Here is a 25812-nt window from a genome sequence, read left to right as displayed (position 1 = left end):
ACACTCTGACAACGACACTCACTCATACATGGTTACGCTCACCTACTCGACTTCGACGCCCAGCAGGTGAAGACCCCCTGACCTTCGGTTCCGGGCCGGTCAGGGCGCCGGCCGGTCGCCGCCGCTCGGAGCGTGGCTGAGGTCGACGACGCAGAAGATGTTGCCGTCCGGGTCGGCGAGGACGACGAAGTCCGGGTCGGGCGGGTAGAGGTCCCAGTCGACGGCCCGCGCACCGAGACCGATCAGCCGCCGTACCTCGGCCCGCTGTTCCTCCGCCGTGTCCGTGAACAGGTCCAGGTGGAGCCGGGGGTGCGGCTCGGCCGGTGATTCGCTGCGCAGCAGGCCGAGGGCCCGCCCCGAGCCGTCGGGGTGGTCGAGCGTTCGCCACGTCTCGCTCTTCCGCTCCTCGGAGGCGACCAGGTTCAGAGCAGCCGTCCAGAACGCCACCGCGCGGGGCACGTCCGCGACGCCGATGACGGGGAAACCGAGTCTCAGCATGGGCCGAGCCTACATACCGGACGAACCCGTGACCCGGTGACCGTCACGAAAACGGACGGTGCGCACGCCGGTAGTTGCGGCCGTCGCAGTGCGGGCAGCACGGGCGGGCGGCCGGCGTACTCCCCCGAGATACGCCTGCTGCCGTCGGCCGTACGGTGCGCTCGGCCGGTGGACCGCGTCCCCGCTCCGCTCCCGGCCCTCGCCCGGCCGGGGAGCGGCGTACCGTCAGTGCCCGTCCGGCCCCCGGCGGTTGCGCGCGGTACCCGGCGCCACCGGACCCCGGCCCACGGTGCGGCGGCCGGACACCGAGCGCACGGCCCGCGGCAGCGAGGGGTCACCGCCCGGTCAGCCGGCAACGGCCGACCGGGCGGGAGCAGGTTGCGGTCTGCCGAGGTCGACCGCGTGGTCGACGTCCGCGAACGCGGCGGCCGCCGGCACCTCGTCGACCAGGCGCCGAGGCGGGCGCGCGGAGACGGGGGACGCGGCGGGCGACGGGGCGGTGACGGCCGTCGGGAGCGTGAACCAGACGACCTTGCCCGACTCGCCGTCCGGCCGGGCGCCCCAGCTCTCGCTCATCGCGGCCACCATGGAGAGCCCACGCCCGCAGGTCGCGAGCGGTTCGGCGTCGTCCACCACGGGCAGACGCGGATCGTGGTCGCGCACGGAGACGGTGAGCCGGTCCAGGATCAGCTCTATCTCCACGGTGCACGTCTTGTCGGGCCGGGCATGCAGGTGGACGTTGGTCAACAACTCCGTCACGCCGAGCGCGGCCCGGTCGATCAGGGAATCCATATGCCAGTAGCGCAATTGCGCAGATACGATTCTGCGGACCTGGCCGATCCGCGACGGCAGGGCTTGGAGCTCCACCGTGCAGTGTCTGCTTGGGTGACTGATCACGGCTGCGACTCCCCGACATAGAGGTCCGGAAGAACACGGAGTTCGGATCCAGCAGGGCGCACGCGGCGCATCGCCGCCTGCTGTCATGGCCGGCGGGCTGGTTCGCAGCGTTATCGCCGGTAAACCCAGAGTGACGTGAGACCAGCGTGACGCAAGGGGTGAGGCACCGCAACTTACGGACATTTCATGCGCGGTGTCCGGCCGCCCTGCGCACCGCTTCGATGAAACGGCGAGCCGCGGGCGGACCCGGCTCGCCCGGCGCGGGGTCCCGCTCACCGAGGGTCAGCAGGTACCGCTTGCCGTTGAGGTCGGCGAGGGCGCGGTCCTGAGGGGCGAACCAGGGACGGGAGGCGCGCACCGCCTGCACCGGAGCGCTGTCGATCTCGCTGCCGTAGCTGGTGAGCAACTCCAGCCTGCCACCGCTGATCCGGACCGTTCCGGCCCGGGTGAGTGAGCGCAGCCGCTTGCCGATCCGCACCCCTGTGGCCCTGAACTCCGGCTCCGCCATGCCGTCGCCCCCTCGTGCCCGTCGGTTGCCGGGACCGTACACCTCGGTGGTCCCGGTGCCGGCTCGTGTCGTGCTCCAGTGTGCGCCCGCGGCGGGAACCCGGTCCCGCCCGCTGGCAGTCTGCCCGCACCGCGCGCCGAGCACCAGTACGCGCCGCCCCTTTCCGGAGGCGACCGGAGCACTCGCCCGAATGCGCCCCCACCGGACCGGGGGCCGGCCCCCAGGGGTGTCTTTGGGTCGCCCAAAGGTGTGTTTATGCAGGTGAGAGGCGTGTGGAAGGTGCTTATGATCGAGGCGCCGACCGCGCGACGCGCAGCCGGCGCGCAGCCTAAGGAGCCCCGTCGTGAGCACCCCCCAGCAGACCCGCACCGGCGCCACCCTCGACGTCGACCACAGTGACACCGCGTACCGCACCTGGCTGAAAGAGGCCGTGCGCAAGGTGCAGGCCGACGCGAACCGCTCGGCAGACACCCACCTGCTCCTCTTTCCCCTGCCCGAGCGGTGGGGCATCGACCTGTACCTGAAGGACGAGTCGACCCACCCCACGGGCAGCCTGAAGCACCGGCTCGCCCGCTCGCTCTTCCTCTATGGTCTGTGCAACGGCTGGATCCGGCCGGACCGCCCGGTGATCGAGGCGTCCAGCGGTTCGACGGCCGTCTCCGAGGCGTACTTCGCGAAGCTGATCGGCGTGCCCTTCATCGCCGTCATGCCGCGCACGACCAGCGCCGAGAAGATCCGCCTGATCGAGTTCCACGGCGGACGGTGCCACTTCGTGGACGATTCCCGTCGGATGTACGAGGAGTCCGCCCGCCTCGCGGTCGAGACCGGCGGCCACTACATGGACCAGTTCACCTACGCGGAACGTGCCACGGACTGGCGGGGCAACAACAACATCGCCGAGTCGATCTTCCGGCAGCTGCGGCTGGAGCGGTTCCCCGAGCCGACGTGGATCGTCGCCACGGCCGGTACCGGAGGCACCTCGGCGACCCTCGCGCGCTACGTCCACTACATGCAGTACGACACCCGCGTCTGCGTCGCCGACCCGGAGAACTCCTGCTTCTTCGAGGGCTGGACCACCGGCGATCCGGACGTCACCTGCGACTGCGGCTCCCGGATCGAGGGCATCGGCAGGCCCCGTATGGAACCGAGCTTCGTGCCCGGCGCGATCGACCGCATGATGAAGGTGCCGGACGCGGCGAGCGTGGCGGCCGTCCGGGCCCTGGAAGGGGCCGTCGGCCGCAAGGCGGGCGGCTCCACGGGCACCGGACTGTGGAGCGCGTTGAAGATCGTCGCCGAGATGGTGGCCGAGGGACGCCAGGGCAGCGTGGTGACGCTGCTGTGCGACCCGGGGGACCGGTACCTCGACAAGTACTACTCGGACACCTGGCTCGCCGAACAGGGCCTCGACATCGGGCCGTACACGGCGGCGATCGAGTCCCTGCTGCACACGGGAGCCTGGCCCGGCTGACCCCGGGCGGAGAGGCGTGGGCCGCGTGCTACGGGCGGGTGAGCCGCCGGTCCAGCGAGGTGACCGCGTCCCGGAAGGCCCGCCCCAGGCCCGGACGCGCGCGGCCCAGCACGAAACGGAACGGTGCCGTACCGTCCGCCGCGAACGTCCACTGCACGCGCGTGCCGGTCCCGGCCGGCGCGAGCCGCCATTCCTCGGCCATGGCCCGGGCGCCGGGCGCGTTGGTGACGTCCACGCGGTAGGTGTACACCTCGGGCCGCTCGGCCGTCAGCACCGTCTCCACGAAGCGCGTACCGCCCTTGAGCCGGATCTCGCGCCCCGCCCGCTCGCCGATGGGCCGGGCGAACGTCACCGCCGAGAACCAGGCGGTCCATCCCGGCACGTCCTCGGCCAGTGCGCGGAAGACCGCGTCCGGGTCCGCGGAGATCTCCCGTGCGAAGACCAGGCGGACCGGAGCCGTCTCGACGAAGTCGGGACCCACCGGACGCAGGCGGTGAGCCATGGGCACCATCTCCTTGAACGAGGCCGTGTACGCGGACGGTCGGCCGGGAGGCGCCACGACAGCCGGGGGCGCGCCGGGTGTCAGCGGGGCCCGGGCCGGGCAGCGGCGTCCGCCGAGGTCAGTCGGTCGTCTCCGGCTCGCCCGCCACGATAAGCCCCAGGTGCTCCGCGATCTCCGCGCGGGCGTCCGCGGGCAGGCCCGCGTCGGTCACCAGCGTGTCGACCTGCTCCAGCGTCGCGAACGAACTCAGGCCCACGACACCCCACTTGGTGTGATCGGCGACCACGACGACACGCCGTGCGGACTGCACCAGCCGCCGATTCGTCTCGGCCTCCGCGAGGTTCGGCGTCGACAGGCCGGCCTCGGCCGATATCCCGTGCACGCCGAGGAACAGCACGTCGAAGTGGAGCGTCGCGATCGCCTGGTCGGCGACCGGTCCCACCAGCGAGTCGGAGGGAGTGCGCACACCACCGGTGAGCACCACCGTGGCCGCACCCTGCCGGGCCCCCGAAGTGCGCTGCGCCACGTGGAACACGTCGGCCACCCGCACCGAGTTGGTGACCACCGTCAGATCCGGCACGTCCACCAGCCGGTGCGCCAGCGCGTACGTGGTCGTACCGCCCGACAGGGCGATCGCCGCACCCGGCGCGACCAGGTCCGCCGCGGCCCGCGCGATGTCCTCCTTGGCGGTCGGCTCCAGGCCCGACTTGGCCTCGAACCCCGGTTCGTGCGTGCTCGCCTCGACCACCGGCACCGCGCCGCCGTGCACCTTCTCCAGCACGCCCTGCCGGGCCAGCGCGTCGAGATCGCGACGGACCGTCATGTCCGACACGCCGAGCTTCCGGGTCAGCTCGTTGACCCGGACTCCGCCCCGGCGGCGCACCTCGTCGAGGATCAGGGCGCGCCGCTGCTCCGCGAGGAGGTTCGGATTCTCACTCACGTACGCTTCGGTCCTTTCGCCGCGAAACCGCCCGACACGCCCGGCGCACTCGCTCCGACGGGGAACCCTTCCGGCCCCGGTGCGCGGACGTCCCATCCTCGCACGCCCCGCCATGAGCCGCGCCACCACCTGCCTGCCGCGGTCATGCCATTCCAGGCTCGTCCCGGTTTCACCTGTGACACGGTTCGAGGAGATTCCGCGCCGAGGGGTGTACGACGTTCCCTCAGCGGAGATCCTTGTGCCCGCACGGGCAGAGCCGACGGCGCGTCACGGGGGAGTGCGGAGAGTGGGACAGACCGAGGAACGGACCGGGACGGGCGGACAGGACGCGCCAGGACCGTGCGGCGGGAGCGACCAGAGAGGCGCGGGCGACCGGACGGACGGGAGCGCCGGGAGCGACCGGAAGGACGGGAGAACAGGCACCGCCCTGGAACTCCTGGTGCACGGAGTGGGCGGCACGACCCCCGCCGAGATGCTGGACGACCCGCGGACCGTACGGATCACCGGCGACCACGTCGCGGCCGTCTTCCGGCGCACCGAGGACGCCGACGCCGAGTCCCGGCCCGAGGACTACCGGGGACGGCCGGTGCCCGAGGCCTACGTCTGGTGCAACCTCACCTCCGGCAACGGCTCCCGCGCGCTGTGGCTGCTGCTCCTGCCGTTCATGGTGGTCAACCTCGCCCACTGGATGCGGCCCACCGCGCGCGGCCGGACCCGGACGGTCCGCCTCTACGGGCTGCTGCTGCGGCTCGTGGGCCTGACCATGACGGTGCTGCTGGTCGCCGCGGCCTGCGAGGTCGCGCTCGACCTCGTCGCCTGGCAGTGCGCGGGGACGCGTGCGTGTGCCGAGCGGCACTCCTGGCTGGGTTTCCTGTCCCCGGGGATGTCGGACGGAGGCTGGTGGAGCACGCCCGGCCGCAGGCTCGCCCTGGCGGCCTCGGTGCCTGCCGCGCTCACCGCCCTGCTGTGGTACCTGTCGCTGCGCACCTGGCGGGCGTACGAGTCCCAGCAGCCGATGGACCGCGAGACCGGCCACGAGGAGGACCTCGCCCGCACCGCCCTCGGCCGGCCCGGGTTCTGGTACGGGCGCCGTCTGGTGGCCCGGCTGCGTGCCGCCCACACCGCCGCCGCCCTGCTGACCGTCGCCACGGCCGTCGGCGTGCCGGCCGCTCGCTTCGACCGCCGGCCGGGCGGGCCGGCGCTGCTCGACACGCTCGGATGGATCCTGGAAGCCGCGCTGGTCGTCGGGGCGGTCGCCGTGACCGCGGTGGTCTGCCGCCGGGGCCGCAGCGAGAACCGTCTCGACCGGGAACTCGACGAGCACCTCGTGCGGCGCCTGCCGCTCGCCGCCCTCGTCCTGTTCGTCCTCGCCCTGCTGTACGGCGGCTGGGCCCGACCCCAGTGGTCGTCGGCCGGCCGGCTGCCGGGGGACACGGCCTTCGGCGGCATCGTCACGGTGCAGGGCCTGCTGGTCATCGTCCTCGCCGTGGTCGCCCACGTGCTGCACCGCAGCCTCCCCGACGCCCGCGTCGCCATCCGTGGCCTCGGCGGCCCCGCCGTCGCCATGCTCGCCTGCGCGCTGGGCGGAGTGATGTCCGGCGGCGTCGCCCAGCGCGTGTCGGACTGGCTGGACGGCACCGGAACGTCCATCGACGGACCACCCGTCCTGCTGACCTGGCAGGCGTCGGTCATCCCGCCCCTGCTCGTCGTCGTCCTCCTGCTCTGCGCCGCGCTCGCCCGGCACACCTGGCGTCTCGCCCGCGCCGAACGGGACGCCGTGGAGGGCGACCACCCCGGCGAGGCAGGGGACCCGGGACGCACCCGGCGCGTCGCGCTCACCCGCGCCCTGGCCACCCTGACCGACCGGGCCCCCCTCCTCGTCGCCATCACGTCCGCCGCCACCCTGCTGCTGGGCGCCGGAGCCCTGGTCGGCGCCCTGACGACCGACCAGGTGCCCGGCGACGCCGCGCGCGGGACGTACGCCGTCGTGCACGGTGCCGCACAGACGGCGCAGGCGCTGGGCTCCTGGCTCGTCGGCCTCGGTTTCATACTGTTCGTCACCTGGGGCAGGCGTGCCTACAAGGACGCCTCCGCACGGCGCACCATCGGCATCCTGTGGGACGTCGGCACGTTCTGGCCGCGCGCCGCCCACCCCTTCGCACCGCCCTGCTACGCCGAGCGCGCGGTGCCCGACCTCACCTGGCGGATGGCGACCTGGACCCGTGCCACCGGCGGGCGGCTGGTCATCTCCGGGCATTCGCAGGGCAGCGTCCTCGCCGCCTCGGCGGCCTGGCAGCTGGAGCCGTCGGCCCGCAAACGGGTCGCCCTGCTCACCTACGGCTCCCCGCTGGAGCGGCTGTACGGCCGCTGGTTCCCGGCCCACTTCGGCCCGGCCGCACTCGGCTCGCTGCACGAGGAGGTCGACTGCTGGCGCAACCTGTACCGGCGTACCGACCCCATCGGCGGCCCGATGCGGCTGCCCGGCGACTCGGGCCCCGCGGTGGACCGCGCACCCCTCAAGGACCCGCTCACCTACGGCCGTACCGAACTCCACCCACTGCCCGCGCCGATCCTGGGCCACTCCGACTACCAGGCCGATCCGGCCTTCGCCGAGGAACGGCAGCGTCTGCTGGCCCGGCTGCGCCCGGAGGTGCCCGAACCGCGGCACAACGGCCGGCGGTGAGCGGCCCGGCCGAGGCACACGTCGTGACCGGAGGCCGCAGACGGGCCGGGCCCGCCGGAGGCCGTGCCCCGCGACCTCGGCGAGCGCCGCGGCCCGTGGGCCCGTGCGATGCCCTTCACCGCCGGCCGGAGCGGCTGCCCTTCGGCGCGTCGTGGACCTGCTCCGGCTGCTCCGCGGCAGAACGGGGCAAGGGGCGGTCGGGGCTCTCCGGGGCAGGTCCGCGGGTGGCCCGTGGCCGGCCGTCCGGCGACCGCGACGCGCGGGTGCGCGCATGTGCTGTCCTCGGTGACAGGGACTCCCCCTCCGCGAAGGCGTCCGCGAACCCCGCCGCCCCCAGCACGGCCGCCGCCGCGGCCGCGGCCCGGTCGGCGTCCAGGCGCTCCGCGGCCGGGAGCGGGGCACCCGTGGCGGCGCGGGCGGCGGAGGCGGAGCCGAGGAGGAGCGCCGCGGCCTCGGCCCGGCCCGCGAGGGCGAGGGCGGCGGCGAGGCCCTCGAGGGCGAGGGCGACTGCCCGGGGGTCGCCCGTGGTGAGTGCCGTTCCATAGCCCTCCTCATGGTGGGCCAGTGCGGCCCGCGCGTCGCCGCGCAGCTCGGCGACGAAGCCCAACTCGGCCAGGACCAGCGCGTTCGCACCGTCGAGACCGACTTGGCGGTGCCAGTCCAGGACCGTACGCAGCCGTGTCCCGGCCTCGTCGAGGAGCCCCTCGCGCCGCGCGCCGAGGGCGAGCCCGAGCTCCGCGTTGATCTCGCCCGCACGGAAGCCGAGTTCGGCGGCGAGGCGCCGGGACCGCTCGTGATACCTCCGCGCCCCGCCGAAGTCCCCGACGAGCAGCGCGATCCGTCCGAGCCCGGACAGCAGGTCCGCCGCCTGCGTGGAGAGGCCGAACCCCTCGGCGGTGTCCAGGCCGTCCCGCGTCAGCCGGGCCGCCCGCTCGTAGTCGCCGTGGATCTCGGCGACCGCCGTCAGCGGGTACACCGACCACAACTGTCCGCATGCGTCACCGACTTCCCCGAAGAGCTCCGCGCTCCGCCCCGCGTCGGCCGCCGCGCCGGTCAGGTCCCCGCGCAGGAGACGGTGCACGGACCGGTCGGCCAGGGCCGCCGCCTCGCCCCAGCGCTCCCCCCGCGCCCGGAAACCGCCCAGCGCCGCCCGGGTGAGCGCCTCGCCCTCCAGGGGGTTGCCCGTCCCGCTCAGCGCGTGCGCCAGGAACCACTGGGCCCACGCCGTCACCCCCGGACCGGCGAGCTGTTCGCACGCCGCGAGCGCCGCCTCGATCCGGGCCGCCCGATCGGTGCCGTCGCCGGTCAGGACGGCCAGGCCGGTCTGCCGCACGCCGGCCTTCACCCGCAGCGCCGCGTCCCCGCCGGGCAGCGCCAGCGCAGCGGTCACCGAGCGCCGCGCCTCACCGAGACGCCCGCGCAGGATCCAGTACCAGGACAACGCGTCCACGAGACGGAGCGCGTGCCCCGTCTCGCGCCGCTCGAGCGCACCTTCCAGTGCCCAGCGAAGATTGGCACTCTCGTCGTCCAGCCGTGTCAGCCACACGTCCTGCCGCGGTCCGCGCAGCTCGGGATCGGCGGTCTCCGCGAGCCGTGTGTAATGGTCGAGGTGCCGCCTGCGTACCGCCTCCAGCTCGTCCGCTTCCCGCATCCGTTCCACGCAGTACGCGGACACGGACTCCAACAGCCGGTACCGGGGGCCGAGGGTCCCGTCGACGGCGACCACGAGCGACCGGTCCACCAGCCTCACCAGCAGGTTCAGTACGTCCACGGTGCCGGCTCCGTCGTACGCGCACACGTCCTCGGCCGCCTCCAGCGTGCAGCCCTCGGCGTGTACGGCGAGCCGCCGCAGCACGGTCTGCTCGGGCCCGGTCAGCAGTTCCCAGCTCCAGTCGATCACCGCGCGCAGTGTCCGCTGGCGGGCGGGCACACCGCGCCGACCGACGTCGAGCAGCCGGAACCGGTCGTCCAGCCGCTGCTGCAGCCGGTGCACGCCGAGCGCACGCACCCGGGTCGCGGCCAGTTCGAGGGCGAGGGGGATGCCGTCCAGCCGGCGGCAGATGGCGGCGACCGTGTCCGCGTTGGACGCGTCGAGCACGAAACCCGGAGCGGCGGCCGCGGCACGCGTCGAGAACAGCTCGACCGCGTCCCGCGGGGCGAGCGGCGGCACGGGCCACAGGGTCTCTCCGGCCAGGGCCAACGGTTCCTGGCTGGTGGTCAGCACGGTCAGCCCGGGTGCCGACCGCAGCAGCAGTTCCACCAGTGCCGCGGCCTCCTCGATCACCTGCTCGCAGTTGTCGAGGACGAGCAGCATCCGCTTGCCGCGCAGCACCTCGGCGAGCCGGTCCGCCACGCCGAGGGGGCGTCCCCCCTCGGGCCGTACGCCCCAGGTCCCGTCGTCCCGCAGTTCCAGCGCGGCCGCGACGACCTCGGCGAGGTCACCGGCGGATCCGGCGAGTTCGACCAGCCACTCACCGTCCGGGAACGTACCCTTCAGCTGCTCGGCGACGGCGACGGCGATCGCGATCCGGGTCTTGCCGACGCCTCCGGGACCGGTGACGGTGACCAGTCGTCGGGTGGCGAGGAGTTCCCGCAGGTCGGCGACCTCGCCCTCGCGGCCGATCAGATCGCTGAACGGGGCGACGACGTTCGTGCGGGTACGGACGGGAGCAGGACCGCGACCTGCCGCACCGGCGCCCAGCTTCGGGTCCTGCGCGAGCATCGCCCGGTGCAGCGCGGCCAGCTCGGGGCTCGGGTCGAGACCGAGTTCGTCCGCCAGCCGGCTCCGCAGCTCCTCGTATCCGGCGAGGGCCTCGCTCTGCCGGCCGGACCGGTACAGGGCCCGCAGCTGCACGGACCGCAGCCGTTCCCGCAGCGGATACCGCTCCACCAGCTCGGCCAGCTCACCGGCGAGTTCCGCATGCTCGCCGTTGTCGAGCCGTGCCTCGGCCCGGTCCTCGACGACGGCGAGCCGGTCCTCCTCCAGCCGGTTCACGGCGGCCCGGGTGAACGGCTCCTCGGCGAAGTCCGCGAACGCCGGCCCCCGCCAGAGGGCCGGTGCGTCGGCGAGCAGCCGGGCCCGCACGCGCGCGTCCCCCTCGGTCCTGGCACTGGCCGCCAGCTCCGCGAACCGGTCCGCGTCGAGAGCTCCGTCGGCCACGACCAGCTGGTAGCCGGGAGCCCGGGACACCACCAGGTCGCGACCGTCCGGCTCGGCCTCCTCCAGGACACGGCGCAGTTGGGAGACCTTGGCCTGGAGCGCCCTGGTCGGGTTGCCCGGCGGCTCGTCACCCCACAGGTCGTCGATCAGCCGGTGGGCCGCCACGGCCCTCCCCGGGTCCACGAGCAAGGACGCGAGCAAGGCCCGCACTTTCAGCTCCGGCACCCGCACGAGCTGCCCGGCATCGGTCCAGACAGCCGTCTCCCCCAGCACCCCGAATCGCATGACGCCACGGTAACCCGGGTCTCGGGCACCCCTGTTGGGGACAGCGGGGAAACCGGCGTGCCCGGCCGGCCACGCCCTTGCCCACGGCCGGCTGGGCCCACCGGTCGTACGGAACGGCCGCACCCGGCCGGCCCCGGCCGCGGGACCCGTCCGCCACCGGCGGGCGGAACCCGCACCAGGCCTCGAGAGAGCGCCGGAACCGGATCCGAACAGAGCCCGTGACAGCGCCCGGACGGGACCCGGAACAGCCCGTGACAGCGCCCGAACCCGGACCCGAACAGAGCCACAACACCGCCCGAGCCCGATCCGATGCGCCGCGTCCGACGGTGTTCCCCGGAAGCCACGAGGCACCAGCCCGTCGAAAGGAACGCTCACCATGGACAAGCTCAACGGCAAGACCGCTCTCGTCACCGGCGCCAGCCGCGGGATCGGCCGGGCCATCGCCCGGCGCCTGGCCGCCGAGGGCGCACACGTCGGCGTCCACTACGCCACCAACGAAACGGCGGCCAAGGAGACCGTGGCCGGCATCGAGGCGGCCGGCGGCACCGCCTTCGCGATCCGCGCCGAACTGGGCGTCCCCGGAGACGCGGAGGCGCTGTGGCGGGCGTTCGACGAGCACGCCGACGGTGTCGACATCCTGGTCAACAACGCGGGCATCGCCGGACCCGGCCAGATCCACGAGGTCACCGAGGCCGACTACGACAAGGTCTTCGCCGTCAACGCCAAGGCGCCCTTCTTCGTCATCCAGAAGGGCCTGGAGCGCCTGCGCGACGGCGGCCGCGTCATCAACCTCTCCTCCGGCGTCACCAAGGTCGCCTTCCCCGGCATGACCTCCTACGCCGCCTCCAAGGGGGCCGTGGAGGTACTGACCCTCACCCTGGCGCAGACCCTCGGCCCCCGCGGCATCACCGTCAACGCCGTCTCTCCCGGCACCATCGAGACCGACATCCACCCCTGGATGGCCGACCCGGCCGCCAAGGCCCACGCCGCGGGCTTCTCCGTCTTCGACCGCGTCGGGCAGCCCGCCGACGTCGCCGATGTCGTCTCCTTCCTGGCCTCCGACGACTCCCGCTGGGTGACCGGCCAGAACATCGACGTCAGCGGAGGCAGCGGCCTCGGCATCTGACCTGCGCCGGCACACGCCCCGCCCACCGGGGCCACCCAAGGAGATCGGAGACTCCCGTGCGCCACACCCTGCTCGTCCTGGCCCACCCCCGGTCCGACTCGCTGACCGCCCAAGTCGCCGAACGCCTGCGGCTGCGCATCAAGGACGCGGGCGGAGCACCGGACCTTCTCGACCTGTACGCGGAGGGGTTCGACCCGCGACTGACGCCCGTCGACGAACCGGACTGGGAGGACCGGGAGAAGCGGTACTCGTCCGAGGTCCACGCCCACATGGACCGGATCGCCGCCGCGGACGACATCCTCGTCGTCTTCCCGGTGTGGTGGTTCGCACCGCCGGCCGTCGTCAAGGGATGGATCGACCGGGTGTGGAACTACGGCTTCGCATACGGTCGCAGCAGACCCCGGCTCGCCGGGAAGCGGATGCTCTGGCTGGGCCTCGCGGGCGGCACCGACGCGGATTACGCGCAGAGCGGTCTCGGCGGCGCACTGGACCTCCAACTACGCGTGGGGGTGTCCGAGTTCTGCGGGATCACCGAGTCGTCGGTACGGCTGCTGTACGGCACCGAGCTCTCCGGCATGCCCCAGGCCATGCGGCCCGCACGGGTGGGTGAGGTACTCGAAGCCGCCGACGCGGCGCTGGACGAGCACCTGCCGCGCTGACGCCCGCGCCGGCCGGCCTGCCCCCGGACAGGCACCCTTCGCCGCGCCCCGGCGACCGGGTGCCCGTGACTCCACCCCTGCGCGAAGCGCCGCGGTCACCCCGGTACCCCCGGGTGGCCGCGGCGTTCGTCGTTCCCACCCCCCACGCCCACGCGGGACCGAACACCACCGCAACACCGTCCGAGCCGGATCCGAAGCGCCACCCCGCACAGTCCTCCCATGACTTCACCGACCACATCCACATATCGAACCCCCGGCAAGGCGGCCGGCACCCGGCAATGGCTCGGGCTCGCCCTCCTCCTGCTCCCTGTGACCCTCATGACCGCCGACCTCGGAGTGCTGTGGCTGGCGACGCCGTACCTCACCGCCGACCTGAGCCCCAGCGGTGCCGAGGTGCTCTGGATCACCGACATCTACGGCTTCCTGACGGCCGGCACCCTGGTCATCATGGGCACGCTCGGTGACCGCATCGGCCGCCGCAAGCTGCTGATGACCGGCTCGGCCGGATTCGTCCTGGCGTCGTTGGCCGCCGCGTACGCCACCAGCCCGGAGGTACTCATCGGGGCCCGCGCGGTGCTCGGCGTCGCCGGTGCGGCCGTTCTCCCCTCCACGCTCGCCCTGATCAGCCACATGTTCACCGACCCCCGCCGGCGCGCGACGGCCATCGCGATGTGGGTGACCGCACTCTCGGTCGGCCTGGCCGTCGGACCGGTCGTCGGCGGGGTGATGCTGGCGAACTGGTGGTGGGGCTCGGTCTTCCTGATGGGCGTGCCCGTCATGCTGCTCGCGCTGGTCGCGGCCCCGGTGCTGCTTCCCGAGTACCGTGATCCGGCCCCGGGACGGCTCGACCTGGTGAGCGTCGCACTGTTCCTGCTGGCCGTCCTGCCCGTGGTGTACGCCGTCAAGGGCCTGGCGTCGGCCGCCTCCCCCTGGGAGCCCGCCGTCGCCTTCGCGGCCGGCGCGGCCGGCGTCGTCGCGTTCGTACGCCGGCAGAACCGGCTGGCCGCACCGCTGCTGGACCTGCGGCTCTTCCGCGACCGCGCCTTCACCGGCGCGCTGCTCACCCTGCTGCTCGGGATGACCGCCCTCAACGGCGTCGAGTACCTCGTCCCGCAGTACCTGCAGGCCGTAGCGGGCCAGTCACCGCTGGAGGCAGGCCTGTGGCTGCTGCCCGGAGCGGCGGGCCTGATCGCGGGCTCCCAACTGACGCCGGTCCTCGCCCGCCGCTACCGCCCGGCGTACGTCCTGGTCGGCGGCTTGCTGCTCTCCCTCACCGGTTACGCCGCCATCGCCTCGGCCGAAGGGGTCCTGACCGTCTCGCTCGGACTCGCCGTGATCATGTTCGGAGTCGCCCCGATCAGCGTCCTGGGCACGGCCCTGGCGGTCGACTCGGCACCCGCGGAGAAGGCGGGTGCCGCCGCGGCGACGGGGCAGACGGCCTACGACCTCGGCCTCGCCCTCGGCATCGCCGTCACGGGCACGGTCGCGGTCGCGGTCTATCGCGACGAGATGCCCCACGAGGCGCCCGCCGCGGCCAAGGACACCGTGGGTGCCGCGATCGCCACCGCGGAACGTCTGCCGGACGGTGGGCCACTCCTGGCCGCCGCGAAGGAGGCGTTCACCGCCGGGCTCCAGACGGCAGCCACCACGAGCGCGGCCTTCGCCCTGACGACAGCGGTCCTGGTGGCGGCACTGCTGCGCCACGTCCCTCCGGTCGGCGCGGGAACCCCCGCCGCGACACAGGAGCCGGACCCGGAGCCCGTACGACCGGCTGCGTCAGCGTCCTGAGGCCGCGTCACCGGAGCGGCCCGCCCGCCGATGACGACCCCGCCCGTCGCCCCGCACCCGCCTGGCGCGGCGAGCCGTTCGGCGACGTCGTCGAACCGGGCGGGGGACCGCGGTGGCGTCTTCGGCCGCCCCGACGGGTGGGCGGGGCGCCTCGACGCCGGGCGCACACCCGTGTGAGCGGCCTGGTCCGGCGCGGATTCCGGCACCGGGGAACAGAGAACGGGCCAAGGGGCGCCCGGCGCTGCGGCGGGGCCCGGCTACCGCAGCTCCGGCAGGTCCTGGGCGTAGAGCAGCGTCAGGTCGTCCGTGCTGGGGTCGGCCAGCTGGGCGACCCGGCTCGCGTGCCGTTCCACCATCGCCTCGAAGGTCTGGCGGGCGGTGCGGCCGTTGCCGAAGGCCGGGCCCTTGGGGAGCGCCGTGAAGTACTCCGTCAGCGCCTCGGCCGCGCCCGGCGCCAGCCGGTACTCGTGCTCGTCGGCCTGCTGCTCCACGATCCGCAGCAGCTCCTCGGGTGCGTAGTCGCCGAAGGTGATGGTCCGTGAGAACCGGGACGCCACTCCGGGGTTCACGGACAGGAAACGCTCCATCTCCGCCGTGTACCCCGCGACGATCACCACGACCGAGTCCCGCTGGTCCTCCATCAGCTTCACCAGCGTGTCGATGGCCTCCTTGCCGAAGTCCCGGCCCGCGTCCTCGGGGGACAGTGCGTACGCCTCGTCGATGAACAGCACGCCGCCGTGCGCCCGCTGGAACGCCTCCTGGGTGCGGATCGCCGTGGAGCCGATGTGCTCACCGACCAGGTCCACCCGCGACACCTCGACGAGGTGTCCCTTGTCGAGGACGCCGAGGGACGCGAGGATCTCTCCGTACAGGCGGGCGACCGTCGTCTTGCCGGTGCCCGGGGAGCCGGTGAAGACCAGGTGGCGCTTGACCGACGCGGCCTTCAGGCCCGCCTGCTGCCGGCGCCGGCCCACCTCGATCATGTCGGTCAGCGCCCGCACCTCGCGCTTGACGCTGTCCAGGCCGACCAGCGCGTCCAGTTCGCCGAGGACGGCCTTCGAGGTCCGCGCCGGTTCCCGCGGCCCGCCCTCCGCGATCAGGGGCTCCTGCTCGGTGCTGCGCTGCCCCGGGATGGAGCCCAGCAGACCGGGGGACTGGCTCACCGTCTGCACGACCGGCTCCGGCGCGGCGGGCGGCGTCAGACCGCCGCTCTCGTCGCTGGCGCAGTCCTCGACGATCGGGCCGGAGTCGTACGCGGCGTCCGGGCCGCCGTCCGCGAACTCGTACCCGCCGCGCGCGCAGCGCTCCGTACGGCACTTGCGCAGCGTCGTACGGCAGCCGTCTATCACATGGAAGCCGTAACCGGCGCTGCCGGTCACGCGGCAGTTCAGGAAGCTGCCGCGGCCTCCGGCCGACACGTAGACCCCCGCCTCCGAGGGAGAATCGACCGTGCAGCGCTCGATGGTGGGGTCGGCGCCCTTGGTGACGATCACGCCGGTGCGGTTGCCGTCCAGGGTGCAGTTGTTCAGGGTGCCGCCGCTGCCGTGGTCGCGGAACCACGCGCCCGTGGCCGCGTCCCGGATGCGGCAGTCGTCGAGCTGCGCGGTGGCGCCGTCGCTCACCGACACGGCCGTGTTGCGCACCTGGGACAGGTCGCTGTCGACGACGTCCGCGCGCGAGCCGCGGTCCAGGACGAACAGCGCGTCCGGCACGTCGTGCACCCGGCAGGAGTCGAGCACCGCGGTGGCGCCGTCGCTGACCCAGACGGCCGGGTAGTCGCCCGTGCTGTCGAAGATCTCGCACTGGTTGGCGTCGACCCGGGTGCCCGGATCCCACACCGACAGGCCGTTGCGCCCGAACTGCCGCACGGTGGTCCGGGTCAGGGTGAGGACGGAACGGGAGCGCAGGTCGACCGCGTTCTCGGGGATCTCGTGGATTCGGCAGTCGGCGAGCGTGAGTACCGCGTCCGTGTCGAGCGTGACGCCGTCGCCGGTGGTGCGGTGCACGTCGCAGTCGGTCATGTGGGCGGTGGCCCGGCCGGTGACCTGCACGCCGCTGCCCCGCACCTCGTAGACCTCGCAGCCCACGGCCTCCAGCGAGGATCCCTCGCCCGTCGCCGTCAGGCCGGAACCCGCGGCGTGGTGGACCCGGCAGCGCACCAACCGGGGATGGGCGCCCGAGCGCACCGCGACGCCCGCCTGACCGGCCGAGACGACCTCGCACTCCTCGAAGACACCGCCCCCGCCGTCGAGGACGGCGATGCCGACACCGGCCGGATTGTCGACGGTGCAACGCCGCACCGTCGGCCGCGCGCTGCCGCGCACCTCTATCCCGGACGCGGAACGCGTGACCACCCGCAGCCCCAGCAGCTCCGGCGTGCCCTCCTCGACGAGCACCGCGGGCGCCGCCGCGTCCTGGCCCTCCACGTGCAGGTCCTGGACCACCGCCGAGGCGCGCACGGTCAACGGGACGCCGTCGACGGGCGCGATCCGGACGGAACCCTGGGAGCCCTCGGGCCCGCGCAGGGTCACCGCCCGCTGGACGACGAGGTTCTCCCGGTAGGTCCCGGGCGCGATGGTGAGGACGTCACCGTCGGCCGCGGCCTCCAGGGCGGCGGCGAGCGATGCGTACTCACCTGTGCGGCGCCGCCACCGCGAGGTGCCGGTGTGCGTCACCTGGACCGTGCCCTGTGCCATGGCGTTGCTGTGCCCCCACCTCGTCGTACGCGGGTCGTCGCCGATTCGGTTCGGCCGGTCCACCGTAGCGTGCGCACAGGTGGTGAGTTGACCGGAGGCGGAAGCCCGTCAGCTGTCCGCGCCGGTCCTGCCCCAGTCCGGGCCCGCCCTGCCCCATTCCTGCTCCAGGCGCGCGTACCGGTGGCGGACCATGCGCCACACGACGATCCGCCGGACGGTCTCGACCAGGGCGGCGGTCGCCACCGCGGCGCCGAACCCGGCGAGCACGGCGTGCGTCGCCGCGGTCCGGGAGTCCAGCGGGCGGGCCACCGTCCGGCCGTGTGCGTCCGTCCATATCGCGAAACGGTCGCCGGTGCCGGGGTCGTCGATGCCCGCCATGAGGGGACCCTCGTGCCGCGAGCCGTCCGGCGCGGTCCAGCCGGCGAGGACACGGCTGCGCAGGTCCACGGCGGACGCGCCCTCGGGGTGGACGGTCAGTGGGGGACGCTCCAGCGCACGGACCACGGTGGCCGTGACCCGGTGCCGGGACTCCTGCTGGTCGCGCACCGACCGCTGCAGGGCGTCCTGCGCGGCGCCGCCCACGAGCGTGCCGATCAGCGGGGCCAGGGACAGGATCAGCAGCAGTCCGGCCAGTGCCACCCAGGCCTCGGCCAGGTCGGTCGCACGGCACAGGGCGTTGTGCCGCCAGCGCCAGAGCCCGCTGATCGCCCGCACGATCCGCTCCCCTCCCCGCTTCGTACCGGCCCCGGTTCGAGCCGCTCACGTGCGGGGGTCGGTCATGGAGAGCGGCCACGCCTCCCGACCGGGCTCGCGGCCGGGTCCCTCACGAACGTCTCGCCAAGGCTCAACGCGCGGGCCGCGGACCGGGTTCCCGGGTACGCGCCGGTGTCCGGAACACGCCCCCCGGGGGACGCGGCACGTCACTCGACGATCCGCACCGGGTCGCCGACCCGGACCGTGCCGCGGCCGACCGGGACCAGGTTCTGCCCGAAGACCAGTCTGCCGTCGATGCGGCGATGCCGCCCGAGGCTGTGCAGGGGCTCCCTGCCACGCCCGGCGGTGCCCTGGTCGGTCGTCGTCACGACGCACCGCCCGCACGGTTTGACGACCCGGAAGGCGACCTCGCCGACGGTGATGCGGGACCAGCCGTCCTCGGCCCACGGGTCGGTGCCGGCGACGACCACGTTCGGCCGGAAGCGGTTCATGGGCAGCGGGCCCTCGTCCGCGTGCTCGCCCTGGGCGATCAGGGAGTTCAGGGCGTCGAGAGAGGCCGTGGCCGTGAGCAGCAGCGGGAAGCCGTCGGCGAAGGAGACGGTCTCGCCCGGCAGCGCGTACCGCGGGTCCACGGGCCGGCGCGTGGCGGGCTCGTCCAGGTACACCAGCCGCACGTCCGCTCCGAGCAGGGCGCTGAACCAGGAGTGCGCGGCCTCGCCCGCCGCGGGCAGCGCCTCGACCTTGTCTCGGAAGATCTCCATAACCACGGTGCCCGCTCCACGCGGGGCCGGAACCGTGAGCGGCTCCCGGCCGGGCGCGGACAGCACCACGCCACCGCCGGGCAGGAGCTCGGCGGCGGCCAGGGCGAGGCGCGGCTGCTGGCGTTGCGTGACGACCTTTCCCCCGTCGTCGATCAGCATCCAGCGGCGGTCCCCGGCCAGCCCCCAGGGCTCCACAGCGGCCTCCCGGAGCGACAGGCTCCGGGCCGCCTTGACCGGATGGACGTGAATCGACTGCAGTCGCGCGTTCGCCATGGGGTCATCGTGCCAGGGGGCACCGACAACCCCGACGACGGCTCAGTAGCCGCGGTACTGCTGCTGGTTGTACGGGTCCTGGTACGGCGCCGGGGCCGGCCGGGGAGCCGTGGGGCGCATCGCCTCGTACCCCGCGGGTCCGGGCGCGGCCGGGCGTGGCTGCTGCGCCTGCTGAGGGCCGGGGTACCCGCGTGGGGCGGTCGCCTGGTGCGGGATGTACGCGGCGGGGGCCTGCTGCAGCGGGGCGGGCTGCGGCGCCTGCTGCGGGTAGCCGTAGGAGGGCTGGGACGGGCCCGCCGGGAGGGCGGGCAGAGCCGAGGGGAGCGCGGGCAGATGGCTGCCCGGCGCGTCGTACGCGGCGGGGACCCGGATCGGGGCGATCTGCGGGGTGCCCCGCTCGGCCACGAGTGAGTCGTAGATCGGAGTGTCCGGGAAGGAGGCGGAGTAATAGCCGCCACCATAAGTGGAGCGGGGGGAGGTCATGGCACATAAGTTAAGCCCACGATGTGCTGATTGGGGAGACCGATAAGAGGGTTGTTTTCCGTGTCCGCAGTGACCAGGGATCCCCAATGCGAGCGAACTCGGCAAAATGGGGCGTCACGCCACGCCTTCTTGGGGTAAAGGGCGAGTTCCGGGCGGGTTACCGGCGGTTGTCCGGACCCCTTCCGCACTGCTTGCTGGGGATGGGCGGCGAGAGAATAGGTTGGGCGGGAAAAAGCCCGGTGAGCCGCCGGGACACGGCCCGGCTCGGTGACACGTGATGGGGGCGGACATGTCAATGCCGAAAGGATCAAACACTCCGGTGCCCACGACGGCGCTGCGGGTGGAACTGGGCTGGCGATCCGGCCCCGGGGTGCCCGACGCGGACGCGTCGGCCCTGCTCCTGGTGGGTGGGGCGGTCCGGTCCGACGTGGACTTCGTCTTCTACAACCAGCCGGCGCACTCCTCCGGCGCGGTCCGCCACGAGGGCAAGCGGGAGGCCGGCGGCCGGGTGACCGACAGTCTGCTCGTCGACCTCGCGCGCGTGGAGCCCGCGATCGAGACCGTGATCCTCGCCGCCTCCTCGGACGGCGGATCGTTCGGACGGGTCCCGGATCTGTACATCGAGGTCCGCGACGCCGCGCGGAACACCGTGGCGGCCCGCTTCGACAACCCGGGCGCGACCGTCGAGACGGCCTTCGTGCTCGGCGAGTTCTACCGCCGCCAGGGCGCGTGGAAGTTCCGCGCCGTCGGGCAGGGCTACGACACCGGGCTCGAAGGCCTGGCCACGGACTACGGCATCTCGGTGGACGAGCCGCGGCAGGCACCCCCGGCGGCCCCGAAGGCGCCCCCGCAGGCACCGGCCGCCCCCACGGCCACCACGCGCCCGTCGGCGCCCCCGACCGCTCCCCTGCCCCCGTCGGCCGCAGCCGCCCCGCCGCCCCCGCCGACGGCGCAGCCCTCCGCCGAACCGGTCCGTCTGACCAAGGTCACGCTCACCAAGGCGGCACCCTCCGTCTCACTGGCCAAGCAGGGCGGTACTTCCGGCGCCCTGCGCGTCAACCTCAACTGGCAGGTGCGCAAGCAGTTCTCCGGCTGGGCCCGCAAACTCGGCCGCCCGGTCGCCACGCACGACGACCTCGACCTCGACCTGTGCTGCCTGTACGAACTCACCGACGGCAGCAAGGGCGTCGTCCAGGCCCTCGGCAACGCCTTCGGGTCCCTGCACCAGCCGCCGTTCATCCACCTCGACGGCGACGACCGCACCGGCGCGGTGACGACCGGCGAGAACCTCACCGTCAACCTCGACCACAAGCAGCACTTCCGGCGCATCCTCGTCTTCGTCACCATCTATGAGGGCGCGCGCTCCTTCGCCGACCTGCACGCCACGGTCACCCTCCAGCCGCAGCACGGGGCTCCGATCGACTTCTCGCTCGACGAGTGCACGGTCCCCTCGACGGTGTGCGCCCTCGCGCTGATCACCGACACCGGCAGCGACCTGGTCGTCCGGCGCGAGGCCCGCTACCTGGTCCCCGAACGCGGCGTGAGCCCGCAGCGGACGGTCGACCACGCCTACGGCTGGGGCATGAACTGGACCCCCGGCCGGAAGTGAACCCTCCCGGCGCGGGCGTTCACCCCTCCTCGGGCACGGCGCCCGGACGGGCGTAGGTACGGCCCTTCCAGGCCGCGCCCCGCCCCCGGTGGTGCAGCACCGCCGAGTCGACCGTCATCAGGAGATACAGGAACGCGGTGAACGGCAGCAGCGGAGCGAGCCACGGCGGCTGCCGGTAGTGGCGCAGCATCGGCACGTACGTCCCCGCCATCACCAGCCACGCGGCGGCACCGAGGACGGCCGCCGCCGTACTCCCCGTCACCGCGCCCACGACCACCGCCACCGGCGGCACGAGGTACACCAGGGCCAGGCCGACGACCGTTCCGGCGAGCGCCAGGGGGTTGTGCCGCAGTTGCGCGTAAGCGCTGCGCGAGACCATCCGCCACAGGTCGTGCAGCCGCGGATACGGACGCACGCTGTCCACCCGGTCGGCCAGGCCCAGCCAGAGGCGGCCGCCGCTCTCCTTGACCGCCCGGGCGAGGGCCACGTCGTCGATGACGGCGTGCCGGATGGCGTCCGGGATCCGCGCCCGCTCGGCGGCATCGGTGCGCAGCAGCACACAGCCGCCCGCCGCTGCCGCGGTCCGCCCCTTCCCGCCGATCCACCGGAACGGGTACAGCTGCGCGAAGAAGTAGACGAAGGCCGGCACCACGAGCCGCTCCCACACGCTCTCCACCCGCAGCCGGGCCATCTGCGAGACGACGTCGAAACCACCGGTGCGGGCCGCCGCCACCAGCCGGCGCAGGCTGTCCGGCGCGTGGGCGATGTCGGCGTCCGTGAGCAGCAGGAACTCGGGCTCACGCGCACGAGCCAGGTCGATGCCGTGCCGCACCGCCCACAGTTTGCCCGTCCAGCCGGCGGGCGGCTCCCCGGGCGAGGCCACGGTGAGCGGCAGACCCTCCTGCCGCCGGGCCAGCTCGCACGCCAGCTCACCCGTGCCGTCCGTGCTGCCGTCGTCGATCAGAAAGACCTCCGCCCGCCCCGGATACGTCTGCGCGAGCAGCGACGGCAGGCTCGCGGGCAGGACCGCCGCCTCGTCGCGCGCCGGGACGACCACGCACACGGAGGGCCAGGAGCCGGGCTCCTCCCGGGCCGGCAGCCCGACGTCCGTACGCCAGAAGAAGCCCCGGGCGAGCAGCAGCCACAGCCAGGCGGCGAGGGACAGGGCGGATACGACGGTCACGACGGCAGTCCACGCATCGGCGCTCACGTGCGCAGTCTGCCCCACGACACCGGACCGAAGCGGCCCATCGACTATGGTGGCCGGGTGAAGATCGCGCTCATGGACTCCGGAATCGGTCTGCTGGCGGCCACCGCCGCGGTACGGCGCCTGCGACCGGACGCCGATCTCATCCTCTCCCTCGACCCCGACGGCATGCCCTGGGGCCCGCGCACCCCGGAGGACCTCACCGGGCGGGCCCTCGCCGTCGCCGAGGCCGCCGCCGCGCACCGTCCGGACGCCCTGATCGTCGGCTGCAACACCGCCACCGTGCACGCGCTGCCCGCGCTGCGCGCCCGGTTCGAGCCCGCGCTGCCGGTCATCGGCACCGTCCCGGCGATCAAGCCCGCCGCGGCCGGCGGCGGCCCCGTGGCGATCTGGGCCACGCCCGCCACCACCGGCAGCCCCTACCAGCGCGGCCTCATCAAGGAGTTCGCCGGCGACGCGGCCGTCACCGAAGTGCCGTGCCCGGGGCTCGCCGACGCCGTGGAGCACGCGGACGAGACCGCCATCACCGCGGCCGTCGCGGCCGCGGCCGCCCTGACACCGGACGCGGTGACGACCGTCGTTCTGGGCTGCACCCATTACGAACTGGTCGCCGAACGCATCCGCACCGCCGTGCAGCGCCCCGGCGCCCCGCGTCTCGTCCTGCACGGCTCCGCCGGTGCGGTCGCCGCCCAGGCGCTGCGCCGGATCGGCGCCCGCCCCGACCCCGGGGCCCCGGCCGAGGGCACCCTCACCGTGCTGCTGAGCGGACGTGAGGGCACACTGCCCGCGCCCGCGCTCGCCTACGACGAGGGCCGGCTCCTGCGAGCGGCCACACCGGCCCGCTGACCGGCGGGCACGCCCGGTCGGCCCAGTCACCCTGCGCGACGAGGTACGCGCGCAGCGAAACGTGAGTAACCTCGTATCCATGAGGCATCGCCACGGCGAGACCACCCCCCAGCCCGACGTCTGGACCGGACGTGCCACCAACCGGGTCCAGTGGTTGCTGGCGCTCCTCGGTGCCGCCTGCATGGCGTTCGGCATCGCGCTGGCCGTCGAATCGGCCTGGGAGTCCGGCGTCGCCCCGCTGGCCATGGCGGTCGTCGGCTGTATCGCGGCCGGGCTGCTGGTGCTCTTCGGCACGCTGGCGTTCGTGCACGTCGCGCTGAGAGTCGACGAGGAGTGCCTCGAGGTGCGCTGCGGCCACATCGGCGTGCCCCGGCGGCGCATCCCCCTGTCCCACGTCGCGGGCGCCGAGTTCGCCCCGCACGTCACCCCGCGCCACTGGGGCGGCTGGGGCTACCGCTGGCGGCCGGAGAAGGGCACCGCAGTCGTCGTACGCCGGGGGGAGGGCGTGGTCCTGCGACTGTGGGACGGACACACCTTCACCATCACCGTGGACGACGCGGAATCGGCCGTCCAGGTCATCAAGGACCGGCTGCGGCCCAAGGCGCCGGGGCCGGCGCACTGAGCGCACTCGGGGGCCGACCCGGCGAGGCCCACCCGGAACCGCTGCGGCCGCCCTCCGCACCGGACCGCCCCCGCCCGCACCGACGCGGCCACCCGCATCCACCCGCATCCACCCGCATCCACGCGGACACCCCGCACCGCCCTCACCCGGCGAGCCGATCGTCCCGCGGTCGCACACCGGTAGCTGCCCGCTCCGGTGACTCGGCGGCGCGGGGAGGGCCGTGGCCGGCCCCGCGCGGAGTCCCGCATCCACCGGCACCATGGTGAGGTCAGCGCGTTGCCGACGGCGACGACCGCCCGGCCCGGTGCGGGGCCCGTCGGCGACGCGGGCGACCGGTGTGCGGCGCGACGAGCGCCGCAGGGCGTGCGGCGTCCGGTACGACGCGGCACCGGACGCCCGCGGCGACCGCGGACCGCGCTGTCGGCGGCGTGGTCACCCGCCGTACACTCCGGGGGGTGACAGCCACCGCAACCTCCGTCGGCGAGTCGGACCGGACCCAGCCGCAGACGACACCCGCTCCGGGTGCCGCCGCGTGGCTCCGGCGCCTCCTCCCGGCCGCCGCTGCCGCGCTCTCCGGAGTGCTGCTCTACGTCAGCTTCCCGCCGCGCACCCTGTGGTGGCTGGCCCTGCCCGCCTTCGGCGTCTTCGGCTGGGTGCTGCGCGGCCGCGGCTGGAAGGCGGGCCTCGGCCTCGGTTACCTCTTCGGCCTCGGCTTCCTGCTGCCGCTGCTGGTCTGGACCGGCGTGGAGGTCGGCCCCGGGCCCTGGATCGCGCTGGCCGCGATCGAGGCGCTCTTCGTCGCGCTGGTCGGCGCGGGCGTCGCCGCGGTGTCGAAACTGCCGGCCTGGCCCGTGTGGTCGGCGGCGCTGTGGACCGCGGGAGAGGCCGCACGCGCGCGTGTGCCGTTCGAGGGCTTCCCCTGGGGGAAGGTCGCGTTCGGTCAGGCGGACGGCCTGTTCCTGCCGCTCGCCGCGCTCGGCGGCACACCGGTACTCGGCTTCGCGGTCGTGTGGTGCGGCTTCGGCCTCTACGAGGTCGTGCGCCTGGCCGTCCGCGCGCACCGCACCCGCGAGCTGCGGCGGAGTGCGGCGGCGGTGGCACTCCTCGGTGTGGCCGTACCCCTCGTGGCCGCCGTGGCCGCCCGGCCGCTGGTCAGCGACACGGCGCAGGACGGGACCGCGACCGTCGCCGTGATCCAGGGCAACGTGCCCCGCGCGGGCCTCGACTTCAACGCGCAGCGGCGGGCCGTACTCGACTACCACGCGCGCGAGACACAGCGCCTGGCCGCCGAGATCAAGGCCGGCAGGGCCGACCGGCCCGACTTCGTGCTCTGGCCGGAGAACTCCTCGGACATCGACCCCTTCGCCAACGCCGACGCGCGCCTCGTCATCGACCGGGCCGCCAAGGCGATCGGCGCGCCCATCTCGGTCGGCGGCGTCGTGGAACGCGACGGCAAGCTGCTCAACGAGCAGATCCTGTGGGACCCGGAAAAGGGCCCCGTGGACACCTACGACAAAAGGCAGATCCAGCCGTTCGGCGAGTACCTGCCGCTGCGCTCGCTCATCGGGGCGATCAACGACGAGTGGACCTCCATGGTCAGCCAGGACTTCAGCCGGGGCAGCGAACCGGGCGTGTTCACCATGGCCGGCACCAAGGTCGGGCTCGTCACCTGCTACGAGGCCGCCTTCGACTGGGCGGTGCGCTCCGAGGTCACCGACGGCGCCCAGATGATCTCCGTACCCAGCAACAACGCGACGTTCGGCCGCAGCGAGATGACCTACCAGCAGCTGGCCATGTCCCGCATCCGGGCGGTCGAGCACAGCCGGACCGTCACCGTGCCGGTGACCAGCGGTGTCAGTGCGATCATCATGCCGGACGGGCGGGTCACCCAGAAGACCGGCATGTTCGTGGCGGACTCCCTGGTCCAGGAGGTACCCCTGCGCTCCTCCGAGACGCCCGCCACCCGGCTGGGCGTGGTGCCCGAGATCGCCCTGCTGCTGGTCGCGGCCGGCGGGCTCGGCTGGGCCGTCGGTGCGGGCGTGCGCGGGCGACGCGCCCGGGGCGTGTAGCCGTACGCCCGCCGAACG

20 protein-coding genes are annotated in these 25812 nt (G+C 73.9%); 9 read left to right on the top strand and 11 right to left on the bottom strand.

The window, feature by feature from the left end; genetic code table 11:
• Window positions 1-99 precede the first annotated feature (99 nt).
• The 3 genes from ACP4IX_RS25505 to ACP4IX_RS25495 form a co-directional block, all read right to left on the bottom strand.
• Window positions 100-498 (bottom strand): VOC family protein, encoded by a 399-nt coding sequence (locus ACP4IX_RS25505; protein ID WP_426556751.1) that lies wholly within the window; start codon window positions 496-498, stop codon window positions 100-102.
• A 345-nt stretch (window positions 499-843) separates the two neighbouring features.
• The gene (locus ACP4IX_RS25500; protein WP_426517990.1) at window positions 844-1395 is read right to left on the bottom strand and encodes an ATP-binding protein; all 552 of its coding nucleotides are present in this window, start codon (window positions 1393-1395) and stop codon (window positions 844-846) included.
• Window positions 1396-1579: 184 nt separating this feature from the next.
• Complete coding sequence (locus ACP4IX_RS25495) at window positions 1580-1903, bottom strand: hypothetical protein (RefSeq protein WP_426517988.1); 324 nt, start codon at window positions 1901-1903, stop codon at window positions 1580-1582.
• Window positions 1904-2246: 343 nt separating this feature from the next.
• On the opposite strand from ACP4IX_RS25495, the gene ACP4IX_RS25490 reads away from it, so the two are divergent.
• Window positions 2247-3371, top strand: coding sequence for a PLP-dependent cysteine synthase family protein (locus tag ACP4IX_RS25490; protein ID WP_426517986.1), 1125 nt, complete (start codon window positions 2247-2249; stop codon window positions 3369-3371).
• A 28-nt stretch (window positions 3372-3399) separates the two neighbouring features.
• Here ACP4IX_RS25490 and ACP4IX_RS25485 read toward each other — a convergent pair whose 3' ends face one another.
• Window positions 3400-3873 (bottom strand): SRPBCC family protein, encoded by a 474-nt coding sequence (locus tag ACP4IX_RS25485; protein WP_426517984.1) that lies wholly within the window; start codon window positions 3871-3873, stop codon window positions 3400-3402.
• A 118-nt stretch (window positions 3874-3991) separates the two neighbouring features.
• Entirely contained in the window at window positions 3992-4813 is an 822-nt protein-coding gene (locus ACP4IX_RS25480; protein WP_426517982.1) for a DeoR/GlpR family DNA-binding transcription regulator, read from the bottom strand.
• 472 nt (window positions 4814-5285) lie between these two features.
• Here ACP4IX_RS25480 and ACP4IX_RS25475 point away from each other — a divergent pair, with 472 nt between their 5' ends.
• Window positions 5286-7496: a hypothetical protein gene (locus tag ACP4IX_RS25475; protein ID WP_426518349.1), complete on the top strand. Its 2211-nt coding sequence runs from the start codon at window positions 5286-5288 to the stop codon at window positions 7494-7496.
• Window positions 7497-7611: 115 nt separating this feature from the next.
• On the opposite strand, the gene ACP4IX_RS25470 is transcribed toward ACP4IX_RS25475, so the two are convergent.
• Entirely contained in the window at window positions 7612-10941 is a 3330-nt protein-coding gene (locus ACP4IX_RS25470; RefSeq protein ID WP_426556749.1) for a BTAD domain-containing putative transcriptional regulator, read from the bottom strand.
• Window positions 10942-11317: 376 nt separating this feature from the next.
• Between ACP4IX_RS25470 and ACP4IX_RS25465 the strand changes: the two genes are divergently transcribed.
• The 3 genes from ACP4IX_RS25465 (at window position 11318) to ACP4IX_RS25455 (ending at window position 14514) form a co-directional block, all read left to right on the top strand.
• Window positions 11318-12067, top strand: coding sequence for an SDR family NAD(P)-dependent oxidoreductase (locus ACP4IX_RS25465; RefSeq protein WP_426556747.1), 750 nt, complete (start codon window positions 11318-11320; stop codon window positions 12065-12067).
• Window positions 12068-12123: 56 nt separating this feature from the next.
• Window positions 12124-12726, top strand: a complete 603-nt coding sequence (locus ACP4IX_RS25460; protein WP_426517976.1) for an NAD(P)H oxidoreductase — start codon at window positions 12124-12126, stop codon at window positions 12724-12726.
• Between the two features lie 219 nt (window positions 12727-12945).
• Entirely contained in the window at window positions 12946-14514 is a 1569-nt protein-coding gene (locus ACP4IX_RS25455) for an MFS transporter (RefSeq protein ID WP_426517974.1), read from the top strand.
• Window positions 14515-14771: 257 nt separating this feature from the next.
• Here ACP4IX_RS25455 and ACP4IX_RS25450 read toward each other — a convergent pair whose 3' ends face one another.
• The 4 genes from ACP4IX_RS25450 to ACP4IX_RS25435 form a co-directional block, all read right to left on the bottom strand.
• The gene (locus ACP4IX_RS25450; protein WP_426556745.1) at window positions 14772-17210 is read right to left on the bottom strand and encodes a right-handed parallel beta-helix repeat-containing protein; all 2439 of its coding nucleotides are present in this window, start codon (window positions 17208-17210) and stop codon (window positions 14772-14774) included.
• A gap of 108 nt (window positions 17211-17318) precedes the next feature.
• Window positions 17319-17924: an Rv1733c family protein gene (locus ACP4IX_RS25445; RefSeq protein WP_426556744.1), complete on the bottom strand. Its 606-nt coding sequence runs from the start codon at window positions 17922-17924 to the stop codon at window positions 17319-17321.
• A gap of 206 nt (window positions 17925-18130) precedes the next feature.
• A complete protein-coding gene (locus tag ACP4IX_RS25440) occupies window positions 18131-18958 on the bottom strand; it encodes an MOSC domain-containing protein (protein ID WP_426556742.1) in 828 nt (275 codons plus the stop codon).
• A gap of 42 nt (window positions 18959-19000) precedes the next feature.
• A complete protein-coding gene (locus tag ACP4IX_RS25435) occupies window positions 19001-19441 on the bottom strand; it encodes a DUF6643 family protein (RefSeq protein ID WP_426517966.1) in 441 nt (146 codons plus the stop codon).
• Window positions 19442-19736: 295 nt separating this feature from the next.
• On the opposite strand from ACP4IX_RS25435, the gene ACP4IX_RS25430 reads away from it, so the two are divergent.
• The gene (locus ACP4IX_RS25430) at window positions 19737-21050 is read left to right on the top strand and encodes a TerD family protein (protein ID WP_426556740.1); all 1314 of its coding nucleotides are present in this window, start codon (window positions 19737-19739) and stop codon (window positions 21048-21050) included.
• A 19-nt stretch (window positions 21051-21069) separates the two neighbouring features.
• Here the strand turns inward: ACP4IX_RS25430 and ACP4IX_RS25425 are convergent, their stop codons facing one another.
• Complete coding sequence (locus ACP4IX_RS25425) at window positions 21070-22278, bottom strand: glycosyltransferase (protein ID WP_426556739.1); 1209 nt, start codon at window positions 22276-22278, stop codon at window positions 21070-21072.
• Window positions 22279-22317: 39 nt separating this feature from the next.
• Between ACP4IX_RS25425 and ACP4IX_RS25420 the strand changes: the two genes are divergently transcribed.
• From ACP4IX_RS25420 to lnt, 3 genes are all read left to right on the top strand, one after another.
• Window positions 22318-23103 (top strand): glutamate racemase, encoded by a 786-nt coding sequence (locus ACP4IX_RS25420; protein ID WP_426556737.1) that lies wholly within the window; start codon window positions 22318-22320, stop codon window positions 23101-23103.
• A 79-nt stretch (window positions 23104-23182) separates the two neighbouring features.
• On the top strand, window positions 23183-23725 hold the full coding sequence (locus tag ACP4IX_RS25415; protein ID WP_426517958.1) for a hypothetical protein: 543 nt from the start codon (window positions 23183-23185) through the stop codon (window positions 23723-23725).
• 455 nt (window positions 23726-24180) lie between these two features.
• Window positions 24181-25794: an apolipoprotein N-acyltransferase gene (lnt, locus tag ACP4IX_RS25410; protein ID WP_426517956.1), complete on the top strand. Its 1614-nt coding sequence runs from the start codon at window positions 24181-24183 to the stop codon at window positions 25792-25794.
• The last annotated feature ends 18 nt before the right edge of the window (window positions 25795-25812 follow it).

It is taken from the genome of Streptomyces sp. WG5, from assembly GCF_049974565.1.
Classification (GTDB): Bacteria; Actinomycetota; Actinomycetes; order Streptomycetales; family Streptomycetaceae; genus Streptomyces.
Note: the sequence above shows the minus strand (reverse complement) of the source record. Positions and strands in the feature narration are given on the sequence as shown.